The sequence below is a fragment of the Empedobacter sp. R132-2 genome (assembly GCF_030324375.1).
Lineage (GTDB): Bacteria > Bacteroidota > Bacteroidia > Flavobacteriales > Weeksellaceae > Empedobacter > Empedobacter falsenii_B.
Genome location: NZ_JACAGG010000001.1, coordinates 181,347 through 199,130, shown reverse-complemented (window position 1 = coordinate 199,130; position 17,784 = coordinate 181,347). Strand labels below are relative to the sequence as shown.

General features: G+C 32.0%; 22 protein-coding genes. 8 read left to right on the top strand and 14 right to left on the bottom strand.

Annotation, left to right across the window (positions count from 1 at the left end):
* Positions 1-178: 178 nt before the first annotated feature.
* From HXZ69_RS01005 to HXZ69_RS00980, 6 genes are all read right to left on the bottom strand, one after another.
* Complete coding sequence (locus HXZ69_RS01005; RefSeq protein WP_180906861.1) at positions 179-1,120, bottom strand: transketolase family protein; 942 nt, start codon at positions 1,118-1,120, stop codon at positions 179-181.
* A complete protein-coding gene (locus HXZ69_RS01000) occupies positions 1,120-1,824 on the bottom strand; it encodes a hypothetical protein (RefSeq protein WP_180905074.1) in 705 nt (234 codons plus the stop codon). The genes HXZ69_RS01005 and HXZ69_RS01000 overlap by 1 nt, the downstream gene beginning before the upstream one ends.
* Positions 1,825-1,846: 22 nt before the next feature.
* Complete coding sequence (locus HXZ69_RS00995; protein WP_219033689.1) at positions 1,847-3,313, bottom strand: hypothetical protein; 1,467 nt, start codon at positions 3,311-3,313, stop codon at positions 1,847-1,849.
* Between the two features lie 24 nt (positions 3,314-3,337).
* Entirely contained in the window at positions 3,338-4,183 is an 846-nt protein-coding gene (locus HXZ69_RS00990; protein ID WP_125350518.1) for a transketolase, read from the bottom strand.
* Positions 4,184-4,469: 286 nt separating this feature from the next.
* The gene (locus HXZ69_RS00985) at positions 4,470-4,715 is read right to left on the bottom strand and encodes a hypothetical protein (RefSeq protein WP_125350517.1); all 246 of its coding nucleotides are present in this window, start codon (positions 4,713-4,715) and stop codon (positions 4,470-4,472) included.
* Positions 4,716-4,717: 2 nt separating this feature from the next.
* Complete coding sequence (locus tag HXZ69_RS00980; protein WP_286494731.1) at positions 4,718-6,247, bottom strand: sodium:solute symporter; 1,530 nt, start codon at positions 6,245-6,247, stop codon at positions 4,718-4,720.
* 107 nt (positions 6,248-6,354) lie between these two features.
* Here HXZ69_RS00980 and recR point away from each other — a divergent pair, with 107 nt between their 5' ends.
* Both recR and HXZ69_RS00970 read left to right on the top strand, forming a co-directional pair.
* Positions 6,355-6,969 (top strand): recombination mediator RecR, encoded by a 615-nt coding sequence (recR, locus tag HXZ69_RS00975; protein ID WP_286494730.1) that lies wholly within the window; start codon positions 6,355-6,357, stop codon positions 6,967-6,969.
* 1 nt (position 6,970) lies between these two features.
* Positions 6,971-8,041, top strand: a complete 1,071-nt coding sequence (locus HXZ69_RS00970) for a glycosyltransferase family 2 protein (RefSeq protein WP_181816328.1) — start codon at positions 6,971-6,973, stop codon at positions 8,039-8,041.
* Between the two features lie 19 nt (positions 8,042-8,060).
* Here HXZ69_RS00970 and HXZ69_RS00965 read toward each other — a convergent pair whose 3' ends face one another.
* From HXZ69_RS00965 to rsfS, 6 genes are all read right to left on the bottom strand, one after another.
* Positions 8,061-8,324: a hypothetical protein gene (locus tag HXZ69_RS00965; RefSeq protein ID WP_115001599.1), complete on the bottom strand. Its 264-nt coding sequence runs from the start codon at positions 8,322-8,324 to the stop codon at positions 8,061-8,063.
* A gap of 83 nt (positions 8,325-8,407) precedes the next feature.
* Positions 8,408-9,058, bottom strand: a complete 651-nt coding sequence (locus tag HXZ69_RS00960) for a phosphatidylserine decarboxylase family protein (protein ID WP_219033686.1) — start codon at positions 9,056-9,058, stop codon at positions 8,408-8,410.
* Positions 9,055-9,903 carry a phosphatidate cytidylyltransferase gene (locus HXZ69_RS00955; protein WP_286494729.1) on the bottom strand — a complete coding sequence of 283 codons (849 nt, stop codon included), beginning with the start codon at positions 9,901-9,903 and terminating at the stop codon, positions 9,055-9,057. The genes HXZ69_RS00960 and HXZ69_RS00955 overlap by 4 nt, the downstream gene beginning before the upstream one ends.
* A gap of 2 nt (positions 9,904-9,905) precedes the next feature.
* A complete protein-coding gene (locus tag HXZ69_RS00950; RefSeq protein ID WP_286494728.1) occupies positions 9,906-10,511 on the bottom strand; it encodes a hypothetical protein in 606 nt (201 codons plus the stop codon).
* A 130-nt stretch (positions 10,512-10,641) separates the two neighbouring features.
* A complete protein-coding gene (gene ftsH, locus HXZ69_RS00945) occupies positions 10,642-12,654 on the bottom strand; it encodes an ATP-dependent zinc metalloprotease FtsH (protein WP_286494727.1) in 2,013 nt (670 codons plus the stop codon).
* Positions 12,655-12,676: 22 nt separating this feature from the next.
* A complete protein-coding gene (gene rsfS / locus HXZ69_RS00940) occupies positions 12,677-13,045 on the bottom strand; it encodes a ribosome silencing factor (RefSeq protein WP_038331822.1) in 369 nt (122 codons plus the stop codon).
* 93 nt (positions 13,046-13,138) lie between these two features.
* On the opposite strand from rsfS, the gene HXZ69_RS00935 reads away from it, so the two are divergent.
* Genes HXZ69_RS00935 through HXZ69_RS00920 form a run of 4 tightly spaced genes read left to right on the top strand, consistent with a single transcriptional unit; the run spans position 13,139 to position 15,267 of the window.
* Complete coding sequence (locus HXZ69_RS00935) at positions 13,139-13,852, top strand: biotin--[acetyl-CoA-carboxylase] ligase (protein WP_219033682.1); 714 nt, start codon at positions 13,139-13,141, stop codon at positions 13,850-13,852.
* A gap of 27 nt (positions 13,853-13,879) precedes the next feature.
* On the top strand, positions 13,880-14,395 hold the full coding sequence (gene idi, locus HXZ69_RS00930; protein WP_115001587.1) for an isopentenyl-diphosphate Delta-isomerase: 516 nt from the start codon (positions 13,880-13,882) through the stop codon (positions 14,393-14,395).
* A 12-nt stretch (positions 14,396-14,407) separates the two neighbouring features.
* Entirely contained in the window at positions 14,408-14,818 is a 411-nt protein-coding gene (locus HXZ69_RS00925; protein ID WP_125350508.1) for a 6-pyruvoyl trahydropterin synthase family protein, read from the top strand.
* Complete coding sequence (locus HXZ69_RS00920; RefSeq protein WP_219033681.1) at positions 14,815-15,267, top strand: peroxiredoxin; 453 nt, start codon at positions 14,815-14,817, stop codon at positions 15,265-15,267. Before HXZ69_RS00925 ends, HXZ69_RS00920 begins: the two co-directional genes overlap by 4 nt.
* Here HXZ69_RS00920 and HXZ69_RS00915 read toward each other — a convergent pair.
* Positions 15,264-15,446, bottom strand: a complete 183-nt coding sequence (locus HXZ69_RS00915; protein ID WP_219033680.1) for a hypothetical protein — start codon at positions 15,444-15,446, stop codon at positions 15,264-15,266. The two genes, HXZ69_RS00920 and HXZ69_RS00915, sit on opposite strands and share 4 nt — an antisense overlap.
* Before the next feature lie 75 nt (positions 15,447-15,521).
* Entirely contained in the window at positions 15,522-16,196 is a 675-nt protein-coding gene (locus tag HXZ69_RS00910; RefSeq protein ID WP_257467987.1) for a YiiX/YebB-like N1pC/P60 family cysteine hydrolase, read from the bottom strand.
* 43 nt (positions 16,197-16,239) lie between these two features.
* Between HXZ69_RS00910 and HXZ69_RS00905 the strand changes: the two genes are divergently transcribed.
* Together HXZ69_RS00905 and gcvT are read left to right on the top strand one after the other, a co-directional pair.
* The gene (locus tag HXZ69_RS00905) at positions 16,240-16,602 is read left to right on the top strand and encodes a hypothetical protein (RefSeq protein WP_219033679.1); all 363 of its coding nucleotides are present in this window, start codon (positions 16,240-16,242) and stop codon (positions 16,600-16,602) included.
* Positions 16,603-16,680: 78 nt separating this feature from the next.
* A complete protein-coding gene (gcvT, locus tag HXZ69_RS00900) occupies positions 16,681-17,757 on the top strand; it encodes a glycine cleavage system aminomethyltransferase GcvT (protein WP_286494725.1) in 1,077 nt (358 codons plus the stop codon).
* The last annotated feature ends 27 nt before the right edge of the window (positions 17,758-17,784 follow it).

Sequence of the window (17,784 nt, the reverse complement as noted above, 5' to 3'; positions counted from 1 at the left end):
CAAGTAAAAGTTAATAAAATACCATTAAATGAGTATTTTTTAAGTTAGTAATATAAACTAATTTTGCAAAATATATATAGGATTAAAGCAGTTTTGCTTTTTCAACCAACCTATTTTATATTTAACCTATAAAAAAAGGAGCTAAATTTTTTAGCTCCTTTTTAATATTATGATGGAATTAAAGTAAAGATTTTACTTTCTCGATTACAGCAGTAGAATCGATTCCATATTTTTTCATTAAATCTGAAGGTGTTCCAGATTCACCGAATTTATCATTAACCGCAACAAAAGCTTGTTTTGTTGGTAATTTTTGAGCTAAAACTCTTGCAACAGATTCACCTAAACCACCTAAAATATTATGTTCTTCAGCTGTTACAATTTTTCCTGTTTTCTTTACAGAGTTTAAGATAATTTCTTCATCCAATGGTTTGATTGTATGAATATTGATCACCTCACAAGAAATTCCTTCTTTTTCTAACTCAGCAGCAGCAACCAAAGATTCCCAAACTAAGTGACCTGTCGCAACAATTGTTACATCAGAACCTTCGTTCATTAAGATACCTTTACCAATTTCAAATTTTTGGTCAGCTGGTGTGAAAACTGGAACAGCAGGACGACCGAAACGTAAGTAAACAGGACCTTCATATTCAGCTGCAGCAATTGTAGCCGCTTTAGTTTGATTGTAATCACAAGGATTGATAACCACCATTCCTGGTAACATTTTCATCAAACCAATATCTTCTAATGTTTGATGAGTTGCACCATCTTCTCCTAACGTTAAACCAGCGTGCGATGCAGCGATTTTTACATTTTTGTTAGAGTAAGCGATAGATTGACGAATTTGATCGTACACACGAGCTGTAGAAAATTCAGCGAAAGTTCCTGTGAAAGGAATTTTACCTCCAATTGTCAAACCTGCAGCAATTCCCATCATGTTTGCTTCAGCAATACCAATTTGGAAAAAACGCTCTGGGTTTTCTTTGATAAATTGATCCATTTTCAATGAACCAATCAAGTCAGCACACAATGCAACAACGTTAGGATTTGTTCTTCCTAACTCTGTCAATCCATCTCCGAATCCACTACGTGTATCTTTTTTTTCTGTGTATGTTAAGTCTATCATTGTTTTTGTTTTTTGTATTCGTTTTTGTATTTTTCTACTTCTGTTTTTTCATCAAATTGATAAATAAAATCATTTGGCGAAACATTAATTTCTTCTTCCTCTTCGGCGCTCTTTTTTATCCAATTTTCTAAGATTTCAACATTTTCTAACACAATATTATGTCCAACTCGATAAATCAAGCCTTTCAAATTTAGTTCAGAATTGATAAACGGAACGGTGTTGATGTTAGAATTTGTATCGATGCAAATTTCTGTACCATTGTCGTTGTCATTATCTTTTCTGAAAATGTTATACACTTCACATTGTTTATTTAGAATCGTTTCTTTTTGACCAGTTCTATTCGCAACATAACTATTTCCGATTGCGGAATTTGTTAAACTTGGATTATTAGTCGCTAAAAAAGAATTTCCTAATAAATCTTTTGTGCCTTCGAAATCAATTTTAAAAACCTTCGGATTTTCTTCTTCGCTGTAAACAGAATACATATTGTCGTTTACTTTTAATGAAGCGAAGTTTCCCATCGGTGTTCGCGTAATCATCAAATGTGCTTTGTAATCTTTGGTTGATAAAATGTCCAAAAAATCTGAATAGAAATCACTTTTGATACGATATTGAATAACGTTTTCGAATTTATACGATTGCATTTGAGCGAAAGTTAAACATGTAAAAAGCGTTAATATAAAACTGATTGATTTTTTCATTATCGAATTGATTTGATAAGTATTAATCCAAAGAATTCAAGAAAGTAGTTAACTTATCTTTGTCTTCTTTTTTCAGTTTATCATATTTGTTATTGATTTCTAAAACACTTTTTCTTATTGCATCAATTGTTCCCGAAAGAGCAACACTTCCGCTTTGATAAATGTACATATCGCACACTTGTCCTGCGTAATTGTAAACCAAATTTCCTAAATCTTTATCTGTAAAAGTCGGAATTTTAGCTTTCAAATTTTTGCAATGTTCTGGTGCAACTTTCATGAAATCTTGAATGTCTGGATTGTCGATTGCCAAATCGATTTTGCTAATATCTGTCGTTTTGTAAGCAGATGTATAAGGATCATAATATTCGGCTAAACTAACTTCTGTTGCAGCAACAGCAGAATCTACTGCTACAGCCGCTTCATCATAATCTGTTGAAACTTCTGTTAATTTAAACTTTTTAGCATCATCGAAATACGTTTTGAAAAGGTTATTTAATTCTTTTACTTCGCTTTTGTTTGCTAATTTATTCTTTTTGAATTGTTTTACCAATTGATTTGTAGAACCTTGCGCAGTTGCCAAAGCTTTAGAACGCTCTATATCAGGATTTCCATCATAATCACTATCATTATAAATCAAGCTATAATTTAATGAAGCAACAGTTCCAAAAAGACTATTTACGTTATCACTTTCTGATGTTTGATAATTGTAATAATTAATAATAGGATCCTCGTAACGATTGTCTGGTGAATAAGCTACTGCTTCGGCTGCATAAGCCGTATCTACAGACGACATCATGTTATCGTATTCTTGTTTCTTTTTTGCCAATTCGTTAGTAAAACTTTCGATTTCTTTTTTCTCATCAAAAGTTACTTTTACGTTAGAATTTGCAATATTTTGAATCGTTAATCCATTAAAATCTCCTGCGTCATATCTAATTAAAAGCCCTTTCAATTTTGTTTGAGGAAACATAATCGCAACGTTATTAATTGCATTTTTTTCATCAACACATAATGTAGAAGATTTTGTTTCGAAATCTGTTTTAGATGTTAATTCGTATTCATTACACTTATATCCATTGATCGTTGTAGATGAATTTAGATTTTTAACTGAAATAAATTTCTCGAACAAGTTATCTGAATAAGGTTTTAAACTATCATCCGATATACCTTCGTAATAATAAGGGGCTTTTATCGATAATTGATTTTCTAATGAATTGGCATATACTTCGAAAAACTTGCTGTTGTTGATAAAGAAAGCATCTTTATTAAAGCTTCCTGAAGTATAAGGACCTCCTTCCGAAGTTCCTAAAACAGCGTCTTTAGAAATATAGGTTACAAAAAATAAATCTTTTTGACCATCTAAATAAGTCTGATATTCTTCTGGTAAATTGATTTTATACGATACTTTTTTGTCAAAAGAATATGTTTTTTCCTGCCCAAAGGCTGTTAAAGAACAAAGCGTAAGTATAGAATAAAATAACGTTTTCATAGTATTTTGATTGTGTTGAAATTATTAATAATCTGTCAATTCAGTTTCAGGATTTTGCTCTAATGCAGAAGCTAATTGCTCGTCGTTAGGCGCTTTTCCGTGCCAAGAGTGGCTTCCCATCATGTAATCAACTCCATTACCCATTTCTGTGTGTAATAAAATTGAAACTGGTTTTCCGTTTCCTGTTAATGTTTTAGCTTCTTCTAAAATAGCAATTACTTTTTCTAAGTTATTTCCATCTTTTTCTTCTAAAACAATCCATCCAAAAGCTTCTAATTTAGCTTTCAAATCTCCTAATGGTAAAACGTGGTCTGTATCACCATCAATTTGACGACCATTGTAGTCAATCGTTGCAATTACATTATCCACTTTTTTACCAGCAGCATACATAAAAGCTTCCCAGACTTGACCTTCTTGTAATTCACCGTCACCATGTAATGTGTAAACTAATTTATCGTCGTTGTTTAATTTTTTTGCTTGAGCAGCACCTAAAGCAACTGATAAACCTTGTCCTAAAGATCCAGAAGCGATACGAATTCCAGGTAAACCTTCGTGTGTTGTTGGGTGACCTTGTAAACGAGAATCTAATTTTCTGAATGTAGCTAATTCGCTAACAGGGAAGAATCCTGAACGAGCTAATGTGCTGTAGAAAACTGGTGAAATGTGACCGTTTGATAAGAAGAATAAATCTTCTCCTTTTCCGTCCATAGAGAAGTCTGTAGAGTAAGTCATGATTTTACCGTATAATGCAGCAAAATATTCTGCACAACCTAATGATCCACCTGGGTGTCCACTATTTACGGCATGTACCATTCTCAAAATATCTCTCCTTGTTTGTTGTACTTGTGTTTGAAGTTCTTGAAGTGTCATTGTTTGTTTATAAAAATTTGAACAAAAATAATTCTTTTTTGTAGGGCAAAAAAATCGTAGAACATAAATCACTACAATTGGGGAGAATAATCGGTAATAATAGCTAACCTACTTATGAGACTATAAAAACCAGCGCTGAAGTTTATAAAGAAGAAGCTTGAAGTTAGTTAATAAGAAGGCAAGAGTTTTACAACGTTTATTTATCTTTTTGTAATCTTCTAATTGTAAAGGGTACAGAGAGATGTTTTTTAATAAAAAAGACGAAGCAAAACTTCGTCTTTTTTATTTATTCTTCTTCCACATGCCATTCGCCACGATGAGGTATCAAAGCGTCACGGACTTGTATCATTTCAGATTCTACCACCACCAAATAAGCAACTGCATATTCTGGTTCAACCTCTACAAATTCAGAAAATGTACTTTGTAACTTTTCTTTTTCTGCATATTGTTTCAAGTGAATTGCATGATGTTTTGCAGTTGGTATAGCATCGGGACCATAAAAATCCCAGATTAATTTTAATTTCTTTTCCATTTTTAATTTAATTCTTTTTGACGATTAGAACTTACTAACCACAAACCGATAAAGGTTAATAAACCATTCAAAATGATTAATTCAACACCAATTTTGTAATCAGTAAAATTAATCACTAATTCGTTGATGATATACGTAAAAATAGGTGCTAAAATAGCAACTGTAATAATTGAATATTTTCTGTAAATGTTACGTTTCGTTAAAATTCCGAAAGCAAACAATCCTAATAAAGGTCCGTAAGTATAACCTGCAATTTCCATCACAAGATAAACAATTGATTTGTTGTTAATCATTTTGAAAACCATAATCAAGATAAAGAAAACTACCGTGAAAATTAAGTGAACACGAATACGAATCTTTTTCTTTTCTTTTTCTGATTTTTCTTTGTCTTCGTTGATGTTTAATAAATCGACGCAATATGAACTTGTAACCGCCGTTAAAGCTCCGTCGGCAGAAGGAAATAAAGCAGAAATTAATCCGATAATAAAAATTACAGAAATAATCATTGGGAAATGATGTCCTAACAGCGAAAGTGCTGGAAACATATCATCACCCATAATATTTTGTCCGCCTTGTTCCATAAAGAAACCATCAGCAGTATAAAAACCACCTTCACTCATTGCGTATAAATAAAGCAATCCACCCAAAAATAAGAACGCTAAATTCACAATCAATAATGTTCCAGCGAACGTCAACATATTCTTTTTTGAGTTTTGAAGATTATCAACAGAAATATTTTTTTGCATCATTTCTTGGTCAAGACCAGTCATCGCAATTGTGATAAACATTCCGCCCAAAATTGTTTTTAAGAAATAAGTTTTCGAATTTGGATCAAGATTAATGAAATGGGTATAGTTTTTGGCTTGCATCCTATCGTAAGCTTCACCAACAGATAAATTAAGATGCGAAAGGATAAACCAAATACAAGCAATCAAGCTAATGATCATAAATGATGTTTGCAAGGTGTCGGTTACGACAATTGTTTTTACTCCACCTTCGAACGTGTATAATAATATCATCAATAATAAGACAAATGTTGTTGCCCAAAATGGTACGCCTAAATTGTCTAATAAAAATATTTGTAACACATTTACAACTAAATATAAACGTGCTGTTGCGCCAATTCCACGAGAAATAATAAAGAAAACCGATCCCATTTTATGTGCTTCAACATTGAAACGTTTTCCTAAATAGGTGTAAATTGAGGTTAGATTCATTCGGTAATAGAGTGGAAGTAATACCCCCGCGACGATAAAATAACCAAGAAAAAATCCGATAACCATCATATAATATTCGAATCCTCCATAAATATATTCGGAACCAGTTAATTTTCCGACCGTACCCGGAACCGAAATAAAAGTAACGCCACTAAGGCTTGTCCCAATCATTCCGAAAGCCACCAACCACCATTTACTTTTTTTGTTTCCGTTAAAAAAAGATTGATTGTCAGAATTTCGACTGGTGAAGTAAGAGATCACTAAAAGTCCTACAAAGTATACGATAACACAAAGTAGTAAAATTGTTGAGTTCATAATTTATTTAGTAAATAAGCCCAAATTTAATATTTTTGAGTGAATGATGATAGATTAATTTTCCGAAGATAAAATTGTAAATTTGTTGTCTATAATTTTTTGAACGAATGAATTACCCAAGCAAGGTTTTAGAGCGAGCTGTAGAAGAGATGTCAAATTTGCCAGGAATAGGAAAGAGAACAGCTTTGCGACTTGTTTTACATATGTTAAATCGTCCCAAATCTCAAACGACGGCTTTATCCGAAGCGCTTTCTCATTTGGTAGATGATGTTAAATATTGTCAACATTGTCATACAATTTCTGATGATGAGGTTTGTGATATTTGCAACAACTCATTGAGAGAAGAAACTATAATTTGTGTCGTGGAAGATGTGCGTGATGTGATGGCGATTGAAAACACAGGACAATTTAAAGGACAATATCACGTTTTAGGAGGAAAGATTTCTCCAATGGAAGGCATTGGACCTGGTCAATTGAATATTCAAACTTTGGTAGATCGTGTTCAAAATGAAAATGTAAAGGAAATAATCTTTGCTTTAAGTTCTACAATGGAAGGAGATACAACTGTTTTTTACTTGTATCGACAATTAAAGAATGCCGAAATTATTTTTTCGACCATTGCACGAGGTCTTGGTGTAGGAGATGAGTTAGAATATGCAGACGAAGCGACGTTGGTTCGTTCTATACAACATCGAATCCCATATTCAGAAAATAAATTTTAAAATGAAATTATCGATAATTATTGTTAGTTATAATGCGCCAAAACATTTAGAGCTTTGTCTTGATTCGTGTCAGGAAGCTTTAAAAAATGTAGATGGCGAAATAATTGTAATTGATAATGATTCATCGGAAATTGATTTTATATTCCTAAAAAAAACTTTTCCTACTGTAAATTTTTTACTTCAGAATGAAAATCTTGGTTTTGCAAAAGCGAATAATATTGGGGTTGAGAATGCTTTGGGAGAATATATTCTGATTCTTAATCCAGATACAATTATTCCAGAGAATTTATTCGAATCTTTGATTGAATTTCATCAGTCAAAAGAAAAAATAGGTTTTGTGGGAGTACGAATGATAGATACAAACGGAAATTTTCATCCAGAATCAAAACGTAATATTCCGACAGCTAAAAATTCATTTTCTAAGTTGTATAGTCGATTTAATCATTCAAAGAAAAATAATTATTACAAATTAGAAGTTGATGAATTTGAAATTGCTCCTTGCGAAATTTTAGTTGGTGCTTTTATGTTCACCACGAAGAAAATCTATCAGGAAATTGGAGGATTTGATCCACGTTATTTTATGTATGGAGAAGATATAGATTTGTCTTTTAGTGCAGAATTGGCTGGTTATAAAAATTATTATAAAGGAGATATAACGGTTTTACATTACAAGGGAGAAAGTACGAAAAAAGATAAAAAATATTATAAACATTTTTTTGAAGCCATGATGATTTTCTTAGCAAAATATTATCAAAAAAATTGGTTGCATTATCAACTTTTACGTTCGGGAATTTTGATTAAATATTTAATTCAATTATTTAAATTTTCTTTACATTCACCTAATAATACTTCTAAAATAGAAGTAAAAGCAGAAAATTTATTTTGGATTGATAAGAAATCAGATTTCAAATCTTTATCAAATAATGAAATTGCAATTGATGCAAGTTTTTTTACTTATCAAGAGATATTATCAATCATTTCTGAAAACAACTCTTCTTCACGTTCATTTTATATTCGCCCTAAAAATAAAAATTATTTAATAGGTGATGATAAACTGATTATAAATCTATAAAAACAAAAAAAGCTGAATCTTAATGACCAGCTTTTACAGTATCTTTTTTCTCAACTTTCGGAGTTTCTACAGTTTTTGTAGAATCTTTTACTTCCTCATGTTTTTCTTCAACAGCTTCTTCATGTTTTGCATGACCTTCGTGAGCAGCTTCAGACTTGTGGTGCATTTCTTCAGCAGTAGCTGGTTCGTGAACTACAGGAAGTACACCATGGTTTACACCTGCTTTAGAGTTACAAGATGTAGCAAATGCAGCAACAGCTACTAAAAGAATTAATTTTTTCATGACGTACAAAATTTATTGTATGAATATATTGTTATAATTGTTTTGACAAAATTAGTTAAAAACATTGAGTTCAACTAACTGATTTATTTCAATTGTGCAATTTTCTGAATTCCACCTTTTGTTTTATCTCCAACCTTTACACTGATCTCTGTATCAAGTGGTAAAAAGATATCAACACGCGATCCGAACTTGATGAAGCCATATTCTTTACCCGCAACAGCATCGTCATTCTCTTTACTGTAACAAACAATTCTTCGTGCAACTGCACCTGCAATTTGTCTGAAAAGAACTTTTGTATGATCTGCATTCTCTACAACAACAGTTGTTCTTTCATTTAATTCTGATGATTTTGGATGAAATGCAACCAAAAATTTTCCTGGATGATATTTCGAATAAATCACTTTTCCATTCACCGGATAACGCGTTACATGTACGTTAAGAGGCGTCATGAAAATTGATAATTGAATACATTTTTGATTCAAAAATTCGCTTTCAAATACTTCTTCTAATACAACAACTTTTCCATCAACTGGTGCGATTACGCAATTTTCTGACGAATCTGATTCACGAATTGGGTTTCTGAAAAACCAAACGATAAATCCGTAAAGTATCCATAATGGTAAGGCAAAGTAAAAACCATATACAGGAAAAAAGTAATGTAATACTCCTGTAGCGATTGCAAATAAAATTAAGCAACCTATCAAAATTGCTGTTCCTTCTCTGTGAAGTTTCATAAAGTATATACTAATAAATAATATAAATAAACAAATGGTACGACAAATATAAAACTATCTAATCGATCTAAAAAACCGCCATGTCCTGGAATAAGGTTAGAGCTGTCTTTTACATTGAAAAATCGTTTTAATTTAGATTCTGTCAAATCTCCCAATGGACCTAATGCTGCAACGATCAAACCAATAATCATCCAGTTTCCGTGCAAGTTCTCTCCAAAATATTTCTGAATTAAGAATCCAGCGATAATGGTGAAGATAATTCCTCCAAAAAAACCTTCCCACGTTTTTGCTCCCGAAATTTTAGGTGCTAATTTATGTTTTCCAATTAAGTTTCCTGTTAAATATGCAAATGTATCACTGCTCCAAAGTAATAAGAAAACGAAAAACACTTCGTAATGCATCACTTTTTCACCTAAATTATAATCAAAACTAGGTAAAGTTAATGCTAAGACAAATGGTGCGATAACGTATGTTAAACCTAAAGTAGCTTTTCCAAAATCGTTCAATAATTCATTGGTTGATTTGAAAATAATATAAATACTAAAAACAAATAAAACTGGAATGATGAAGTACAAACTTCTTAAATGAAAATAGTAATGATTCGAAGTTTCGAAAGCTTCTAAAAATTCTTTACCATAATAGCCAAAAACAACTAAGGCAGCTAAAAGTGCTCCTAATTGATAAAGTTTATTGGTAAGATTAGTGATTTTAAAAAATTCGTACAAACAAAAAAGTCCAAAAACCATCATCAAAACAATCAAACCTTTTGGGTTTATCGTTGTCCCGAAAAATATAATAAGTGCGTAAATAAGTCCAGAGAAAGCTCTAATTGCTAAATTTTTCATAGCTAATCTTCAACCAATAACAAATAAATATTCTTCGCATTGTCTACGTTCGGAAATTTGTGCATATTTTTTCCACGAATCGAAGTTATTTTAGATGGAAGGTTGTCTTTTTTTAATGTTCGTAATTTCTGTAATGCCACGCTCACATTTTCCACTAATTGTGACGGGCGTGCATAGATAATAAAATTTGACGGAAAATCAGCAATATTTCTACCATAAGTTTGATGTGCCGATAACATAATACTTCCATCAAAAGCAATCAGAAATTCGCAACTAAGGAAACTAAGCGTATAACGAGAATCGCATGGATTTTCGACAAAAGGAATATCGACTGAATTAAGAATTTGTTGTAAGTGCGGATCAGGACAAATTAATTCGGTCACATTTTCGTAATTGACAATTTCTTTAAGGTTTATAGAAGCCTCTTGTATATTGTCACAAAATAGGAAATGTCCACCACCTACATTAAAGTTTGTAGCAAAGACTTCATCCATAGAAATCTTTTGGTCAGCATAATTTGGATGAAACAAATCAATGTGATTATCATCTGAATTCTCTGCTGATTTTTTAGTAGCTTTTTTAAGTAGGTTTTTAATTGCTTTCCACATGAAAACTCATGATTTTATATGAAATTAATCAATTACAGCCTAAAGGTAATAATTTTTAACAATATAATAAGAAGTAAAAAAAAAATCGTCCGATTTGGACGATTTTTTCTATTATTTTGAATGAATTTGATTAAATATCATTTCCAGCTTTTGGTTGAATCACTTGTTCTGGACCAGCTTCTATAGCTTCTTCTTGTTTTTCTTTGATTTGATCCAATTCGCTTACAAATTTTCTTGGTCCGAAAATTTCTTCCAAATCTTCTCTAAAGATTACTTCTTTCTCAATTAATTTTTGAGCCAAAACATCTAATTGATTGCGATGTTCACGTAAAATATCTTTTGCTCTATCATATTGAGCTTCGATCATTGTTTTTACCTCTTTATCAATTACCTGAGCAGTTTGTTCTGAATAAGGCTTGCTGAAACCATATTCATTTTGTCCAGATGAATCGTAATAAGAAACATTACCAACTTCTTTGTTCAATCCGTAAATACTTACCATTGCAGAAGCTTGTTTTGTTACTTTTTCCAAATCACTTAATGCACCTGTAGAAATGTTATTGAAAACAACTTCCTCAGCAGCACGACCACCCATTGTCATACACATTTCGTCTAACAATTGTTCTGTCGTTGTAATTTGTCTTTCTTCTGGCAAATACCAAGCAGCTCCTAACGAACGTCCACGAGGAACAATAGTTACTTTAACCAATGGTGCAGCGTGTTCTGTTAACCAACCAATTGTAGCGTGACCAGCTTCGTGATAAGCGATACGTTTTTTCTCAGAAGGTTTAATTACTTTACTTTTCTTCTCTAATCCACCAATAATACGGTCAACAGCATCTAAAAAATCTTGTTTTTCTACAACTTCTTTGTTTTTACGAGCAGCAACTAAAGCCGCTTCATTACAAACATTGAAAATATCTGCACCAGAGAAACCTGGTGTTTGTTTTGCTAAAAATTCGATTTCAACATCTTCACCTAATTTTAATGGACGTAAGTGAACCGCGAAGATTTCTTTACGCTCGTTTAATTCAGGTAATTCAACGTGAATAATACGGTCAAAACGACCTGGACGCATCAATGCTTTATCCAATACATCAGCACGGTTTGTTGCAGCAATCACAATTACGTTAGATTCTGTTCCGAAACCATCCATTTCTGTTAATAATTGGTTTAATGTATTTTCGCGTTCGTCATTAGAACCTGTAAAGTTAGATTTTCCACGCGCACGACCAATTGCATCAATCTCATCAATAAAGATAATTGAAGGAGATTTTTCTTTTGCATTTTTGAATAAGTCACGTACACGAGATGCACCAACTCCCACAAACATTTCTACGAAATCTGATCCTGATAATGAGAAGAAAGGCACTTTCGCTTCTCCAGCAACAGCTTTTGCTAATAAGGTTTTACCTGTACCCGGAGGTCCTACTAATAAGGCTCCTTTTGGGATACGTCCACCTAATTTTGTGAATTTTTCTGGGTGTTTCAAGAATTCAACGATTTCTTCAATTTCTTCTTTTGCACCTTCTAAACCTGCAACATCTTTGAAAGTTGTTTTGATATGATCATCACCTTCAAATAATTTCGCTTTCGATTTTCCGACAGAGAAAATTCCTCCGCCACCTCCAGCAGATCCACCTCCGCCCATTCGTCTGAATAGTAAGAAGTAGATTAATCCGAAGAAAATCAATGAAATGAAAAGATTCATAAACAAACTTCCAAAACCATTTGAAATTTGTGTGTTAAGAACGGCAGTTTTATTTGGGCTCTTTTCTACGTTAGCATAAAAATCTTTTTCAAAATTTCCTGCATCAGCAACATTGAAAATAAAGTTTGGAGCGCCTGTAGCAAAAGGATTTAAAGTTTCGTTTGATTTTTTAAACTTTTTAAATTCTTCAGTATTCAGAGCTGCGTCCGTTAAATATACACTTACACGTCCTGATTCTTTTTCTAGATTCGCTTCTTTTACGTAACCTTTTTCTACATAAGAAAGGAAAGTCGTACGGTCTATATTTTTAGTAGTTCCGCCGGCACCTCCAATGTTATCAGAAAATAATAGAAAGGCAATCAGCAATAATCCAATAATGGCATATATCCATGTAGGATTAAACCCCGAAGGTTTAAAATTATTTTTTTTCAATTTTTTTTGGTTTCAGTTATGATTAATATTCCATTTCGATACGCGTCTCTACAGCATCACCCCAAAGACTTTCGATATCGTAATATTCTCTGTATTCTTTTTGGAAAATATGGACAATAACATTTGTGTAGTCCAACAAAACCCATTGATTGTTTTGTGTTCCTTCTACATGAAAAGGTCTTTCTGACATTTCTGTTTTTACAGTTCTTTCAATCGAACCTGCTAAAGCACTAACTTGTGTATTCGAGTTTCCGGTACAAATAACGAAGTATTGACAAAATGCATTTTCAATTTCGCGTAAATCTAGAATTGTAATTTCTTCTCCTTTAACATTTGTAATTCCGTCAACAATGCTATCTAGCAAGTCTTTTGTATATTGAGTATCTATCATCTTTTATTTTGTAATTCGCAAATTTAGTGAATCCTTATTAAAGTTTAAACTTTTTAAAATAACTTTAACCACTCTATAAAAATAGTAAAAAAAATGTATTTAATTAGTTTTGATTCTTTGCCTAATACGAATGAGTTCTTGGTGGATTTGTCCAAAAAAGATGCCAATAGTTGGACTGTCATACATGCTAAAAATCAAACAAAAGGAAAAGGTTACGCAGGAAATGAGTGGAAAGTTGTCGCTGGAGAAAATTTAACCTTTAGTTTTTTGCTGAAAACGGATTATAGTTTTCAAGAATTAATTTATTTTAATGAATGGATTTCGAATGTTATTTGTCTATTTTTAAAACAATTTCATCCAAAATCTAACGTAAAATGGCCAAATGATATCATTTTAAATGATAAAAAGGTTTGTGGAATATTAATCGAAAATCATCGTTCCAATGGAATTATGAATTCTGTAATCGGAATAGGAATTAATGTCAATCAAGCTGATTTTAATCACTTACCAAAAGCAACATCTATTCGAAAAGTAACTGACAAAGAATATGACATCGAGGAAATTTTGGCAGATTTAATACATTATTTCGAAAATGAATATTCAATTTTAGAAGAGAAAAATTTTGAACAAATTCATCAAACTTATTTAGATAATCTGTTTAGAAAAGATGAAATTTCGCATTTTAGATTGGATGGAGTAGAAGTGGACGGAATTATTAGAGATGTAAATGAAGCGGGAAATTTACTGATAGAAATCAATCAAGAATTGAGAGAATTTAAGCACAAAGAAATCGAACTTCTTTTTTAATCCTATAGAAAAGGCTATTTTTGTTTAATGGAAGAATTTGTAGTTTTAGTTGATCAGGACGATCAAAAATTAGGATTGATGGAGAAACAACAGGCTCATGTAGCTGGTTTGTTGCATCGTGCATTTTCTGTTTTTGTATTCAATTCCAAAGGAGAATTAATGATTCAGCAACGAGCTGCGAGCAAATACCATTCGCCAACGTTGTGGACGAATACATGTTGTAGTCATCCGCGCGATAACGAAACTTACGAACAAGCGGCGCACAGACGTTTGGAAGAAGAAATGGGATTTGATTGCGAATTAGAATATAAATTTAATTTCATTTACAAAGCGCATTTAGAAAATGATTTGATCGAGCATGAATTAGACCATGTTTTTATCGGAACATTTGATGATGAACCAAAGCTAAATCCTGATGAAGTGATGGCCTATCGTTGGGTAGAATTGGATGATTTGAAAAAAGATATGGAAAAAAATCCTCAGAATTATACAGCTTGGTTCAAAATAATTTTTGAACATTACGTTTCGTATATCGAAGAATAAAAATTTATACAGATGAAAGTTACTGTCAACAGAAAAGCACATTTTAATGCTGCGCACCGATTGTTTAACAAGAATTGGAGCGACGAACAAAATTTTGAAGTTTTCGGAAAATGTTCTTATCCAAACTATCACGGGCATAATTACGAAATTATTGTGGCGGTGAAAGGCGAAGTTGATCCAGAAACTGGTTTTGTGATGAATTTGGACGAATTACGAAAAATTATTGCGATTGAAGTTGAAGATTATTTGGATCATAAAAATCTGAATGTTGATATTGAAGAATTTAAAACTATCAATCCAACTGCCGAAAATATTGTGATTTTGATTTGGAATAAAATTAGAGCAAAATTAGCGACCGATTTAGAATTGAAAGTAACCTTATACGAAACTCCACGTAATTTTGTAGAATACGCAGGCGAATGAAATTAGGCGATCACATTCCAACCTTTTCGTTGGAGGATAACAAAGGAAATTGGTTTAATTCGGACGAATTTTTATACAAAAAATATTTTGTTTTATTCTTTTATCCGATGGATTTTACGCCAATGTGTACAAAAGAAGTATGTCAATTTCGTGATGTAAATGCAGATTTCAATGCTTTAGACGCTGTGATTGTCGGAATAAATGGACAATCAACTTCTTCTCACGAGAAGTTTTATACAAAACATCAATTAAACTTTCCGTTGCTTTCTGATAAAGGAGCAAAGTTGTCGAAGTTGTTGGGAATCAAAAAGAAATTTGGCTTAATCACACCGCGAGAAACTTTTGTATTCAATAAACAAGGAAAATTAATTAAACACATTGTTTCAAATGTAGCCGAAACGCACATTGAAGAAGCAATGCAAGCAATAAAAAAAGACCAAGGAAATTAGTTTTCTTGGTCTTTTTGTTTGTATAACATTTTTCTTATGACAACTCGATAAATAAAAAAGATAACCGTTCCAATTGCCGAATAAACCAACATTGTTTGCACATCGCTTTTATCGAACAAATATTTTAGTCCAAATAACACGAAAAAGAAAATGATACTATAAATGATATTTTGTTTCATGTGGTAAAAGTAGGAATTAATTTATTTGTTATAAAGATTCTATGAATCATTCTGAATTTGTTTCAGAGTTTCATTTTAAAACTTCACCTCACCAACCTTAATTAATTTCTTAGAAGTTGCCAATTGATTTGGATTTGTTCCTGGTTCGTCTTGCGGAACTTTTTTTCCTTTTTTACGATAGAAATCTATCCAAAAATCATCAATAATTCCAGTTTCTTTGTTTTTGAAATTCATGGGAATCAATTCAAAAATAGTATCATCACGAAAAGCTCTTTCCACAAAATCTGAACAATATAATTCGTCATCATTCAAAATGTATAACCAATTATAAGGTTTTCCGAGCATTGTTTTAGCTTTTTCAATTGCATGAGGAATTGTATATTGATATTCATTTTTGAGACGATAAATGACAATTTTATTATTCTTTTCGGTTTGAGAAATGTAAAAATGATGAATTTCCTCTCGTTGCGATCCGCCCATTGGAGCAGCATGTAGAACAAAAATAGAATCATCAGTTTTTTCGATTAAACCAACATGATCAAAATTGGTTTCGTCATTTATTTTTGTCACTCTATTTATCGCGCCCGAAAGTTCTTCTGTTTGCGCACCAACAAAAATCAAATCTCCATTTTGGATATTTTGTAATGAAATTGAATGTTTTTCTTTTAATATTTTTGCTTTTGTACAACTATTCATTGTCAATGTAAATAGAAGTAAAAAGATAGGAAATAAAACGAATATTTTTTTCATTCGGAATGAATTATTACTTTTAATCTACGAATTAACCAAAAAGATGGATTTTAAAAAAATTTTGACCATATCAATTGTCGTTTTATTGATTTTAGTTGGTGCTGCAATTATTATTGGAAGCAACAAAGATCGACGCGTTTTCTTTATTGAGAGCTTTAATAAACCAATTGAAAATGTTATTAATTCTCGTTTGGATACAGATTATTCGTACGAAATTGTAAAAGTAAAAGGTAAAACAAACGATACCATTTTGATTATTCCTTGCGAAGGTTGTCAACCATTGAAATTATCAGGAAAAATAAACGAAAAGTTTATGAACAAATTTGGTAAAGGAAAATCGGTTATGCGTTTCGAGCCGTATAAAGCGACGGAAGGGAATTTAAAAATTATTCATAAAATTAGATAATCTTCTATTAAAGAAATTTTCCTAACAATTAATTCCTTATTTTTGGGAGAATTATAAACTTATCAAAGCAAACAAACAATGAAAGTAACTGCATTAAACCAAAAGCACAAAGATTTAGGTGCGAAAATGGTTCCTTTTGCTGGATATGAAATGCCAGTGCAATACGCAGGTGTTAACCAAGAACATTTTGCTGTTCGAGAAAAAGTTGGCGTTTTTGATGTTTCTCACATGGGACAATTTTTTGTAAAAGGAGAAAAAGCAACAGACTTATTACAACACTTATTGACGAATGATGTAACGAAAGTTACTATTGGTCAAGCTCAATATAATGCAATGCCAAACGAAAAAGGAGGAATTGTAGATGATTTAATCATTTATAAAATCTCTGATGATGAGTGGATGGCAGTTGTAAATGCATCTAACATCGATAAAGATTGGGAATGGATGAACAAACACAATACGTTTGGTGCAGAATTAACAAACAAATCTGATGAGATGTCTTTGTTAGCAATCCAAGGACCAAAAGCAATTGAAGCGATGCAAGCATTGACAGATGTTAATTTAGCTGAAATTCCGTTCTATCATTTCGCAATTGGTACGTTTGCAGGTATGGAAAATGTGATTATTTCTGCAACTGGTTATACTGGTTCAGGAGGTTTCGAGATTTATTTCGCGAATGAGCAAGCAAACGAAATGTGGGACAAAGTAATGGAAGCTGGAAAATCTTTCGATATTGAGCCTTGCGGTTTAGCTTCTCGTGATACGTTGCGTTTAGAGAAAGGTTACTGTTTATACGGAAATGATATCAACGATGACACAACTCCATTAGAAGCTGGTCTTGCTTGGGTAACGAAATTGGATACAAACTTTATTTCTTCTGATATTTTGAAAGCTCAAAAAGAAGCTGGAGTTGAGAAGAAATTAGTTGGTTTCAAAATGATCGAAAGAGGAATTCCTCGCCACGATTATAAAGTTGTAGATGACAACGAGAATACAATCGGTATTGTGACTTCAGGAACGCAGTCTCCAATGTTGAAACAAGGAATTGGTTTAGCATATGTTCATACAGATTTTGCTAAAGTTGGAACAACAATTAGAATTCAGATTCGTGATAAAAATATCTTAGCAGAAGTAGTAAAAACTCCTTTTGTTTAAAAACAATATAAAGTCAAAATACTAAAA

Excerpts from the sequence above, each read along its gene's own strand:
- HXZ69_RS01000 (WP_180905074.1), bottom strand. The coding sequence starts at position 1,824 with ATGAAAAAATCAATCAGTTTTATATTAACGCTTTTTACATGTTTAACT.
- HXZ69_RS00995 (WP_219033689.1), bottom strand. The coding sequence starts at position 3,313 with ATGAAAACGTTATTTTATTCTATACTTACGCTTTGTTCTTTAACAGCC.
- HXZ69_RS00990 (WP_125350518.1), bottom strand. The coding sequence starts at position 4,183 with ATGACACTTCAAGAACTTCAAACACAAGTACAACAAACAAGGAGAGAT.
- HXZ69_RS00985 (WP_125350517.1), bottom strand. The coding sequence starts at position 4,715 with ATGGAAAAGAAATTAAAATTAATCTGGGATTTTTATGGTCCCGATGCT.
- HXZ69_RS00980 (WP_286494731.1), bottom strand. The coding sequence starts at position 6,247 with ATGAACTCAACAATTTTACTACTTTGTGTTATCGTATACTTTGTAGGA.
- recR (WP_286494730.1), top strand. The coding sequence starts at position 6,355 with ATGAATTACCCAAGCAAGGTTTTAGAGCGAGCTGTAGAAGAGATGTCA.
- HXZ69_RS00970 (WP_181816328.1), top strand. The coding sequence starts at position 6,971 with ATGAAATTATCGATAATTATTGTTAGTTATAATGCGCCAAAACATTTA.
- HXZ69_RS00965 (WP_115001599.1), bottom strand. The coding sequence starts at position 8,324 with ATGAAAAAATTAATTCTTTTAGTAGCTGTTGCTGCATTTGCTACATCT.
- HXZ69_RS00960 (WP_219033686.1), bottom strand. The coding sequence starts at position 9,058 with ATGAAACTTCACAGAGAAGGAACAGCAATTTTGATAGGTTGCTTAATT.
- HXZ69_RS00955 (WP_286494729.1), bottom strand. The coding sequence starts at position 9,903 with ATGAAAAATTTAGCAATTAGAGCTTTCTCTGGACTTATTTACGCACTT.
- HXZ69_RS00950 (WP_286494728.1), bottom strand. The coding sequence starts at position 10,511 with ATGTGGAAAGCAATTAAAAACCTACTTAAAAAAGCTACTAAAAAATCA.
- rsfS (WP_038331822.1), bottom strand. The coding sequence starts at position 13,045 with ATGATAGATACTCAATATACAAAAGACTTGCTAGATAGCATTGTTGAC.
- HXZ69_RS00935 (WP_219033682.1), top strand. The coding sequence starts at position 13,139 with ATGTATTTAATTAGTTTTGATTCTTTGCCTAATACGAATGAGTTCTTG.
- idi (WP_115001587.1), top strand. The coding sequence starts at position 13,880 with ATGGAAGAATTTGTAGTTTTAGTTGATCAGGACGATCAAAAATTAGGA.
- HXZ69_RS00925 (WP_125350508.1), top strand. The coding sequence starts at position 14,408 with ATGAAAGTTACTGTCAACAGAAAAGCACATTTTAATGCTGCGCACCGA.
- HXZ69_RS00920 (WP_219033681.1), top strand. The coding sequence starts at position 14,815 with ATGAAATTAGGCGATCACATTCCAACCTTTTCGTTGGAGGATAACAAA.
- HXZ69_RS00915 (WP_219033680.1), bottom strand. The coding sequence starts at position 15,446 with ATGAAACAAAATATCATTTATAGTATCATTTTCTTTTTCGTGTTATTT.
- HXZ69_RS00910 (WP_257467987.1), bottom strand. The coding sequence starts at position 16,196 with ATGAAAAAAATATTCGTTTTATTTCCTATCTTTTTACTTCTATTTACA.
- HXZ69_RS00905 (WP_219033679.1), top strand. The coding sequence starts at position 16,240 with ATGGATTTTAAAAAAATTTTGACCATATCAATTGTCGTTTTATTGATT.
- gcvT (WP_286494725.1), top strand. The coding sequence starts at position 16,681 with ATGAAAGTAACTGCATTAAACCAAAAGCACAAAGATTTAGGTGCGAAA.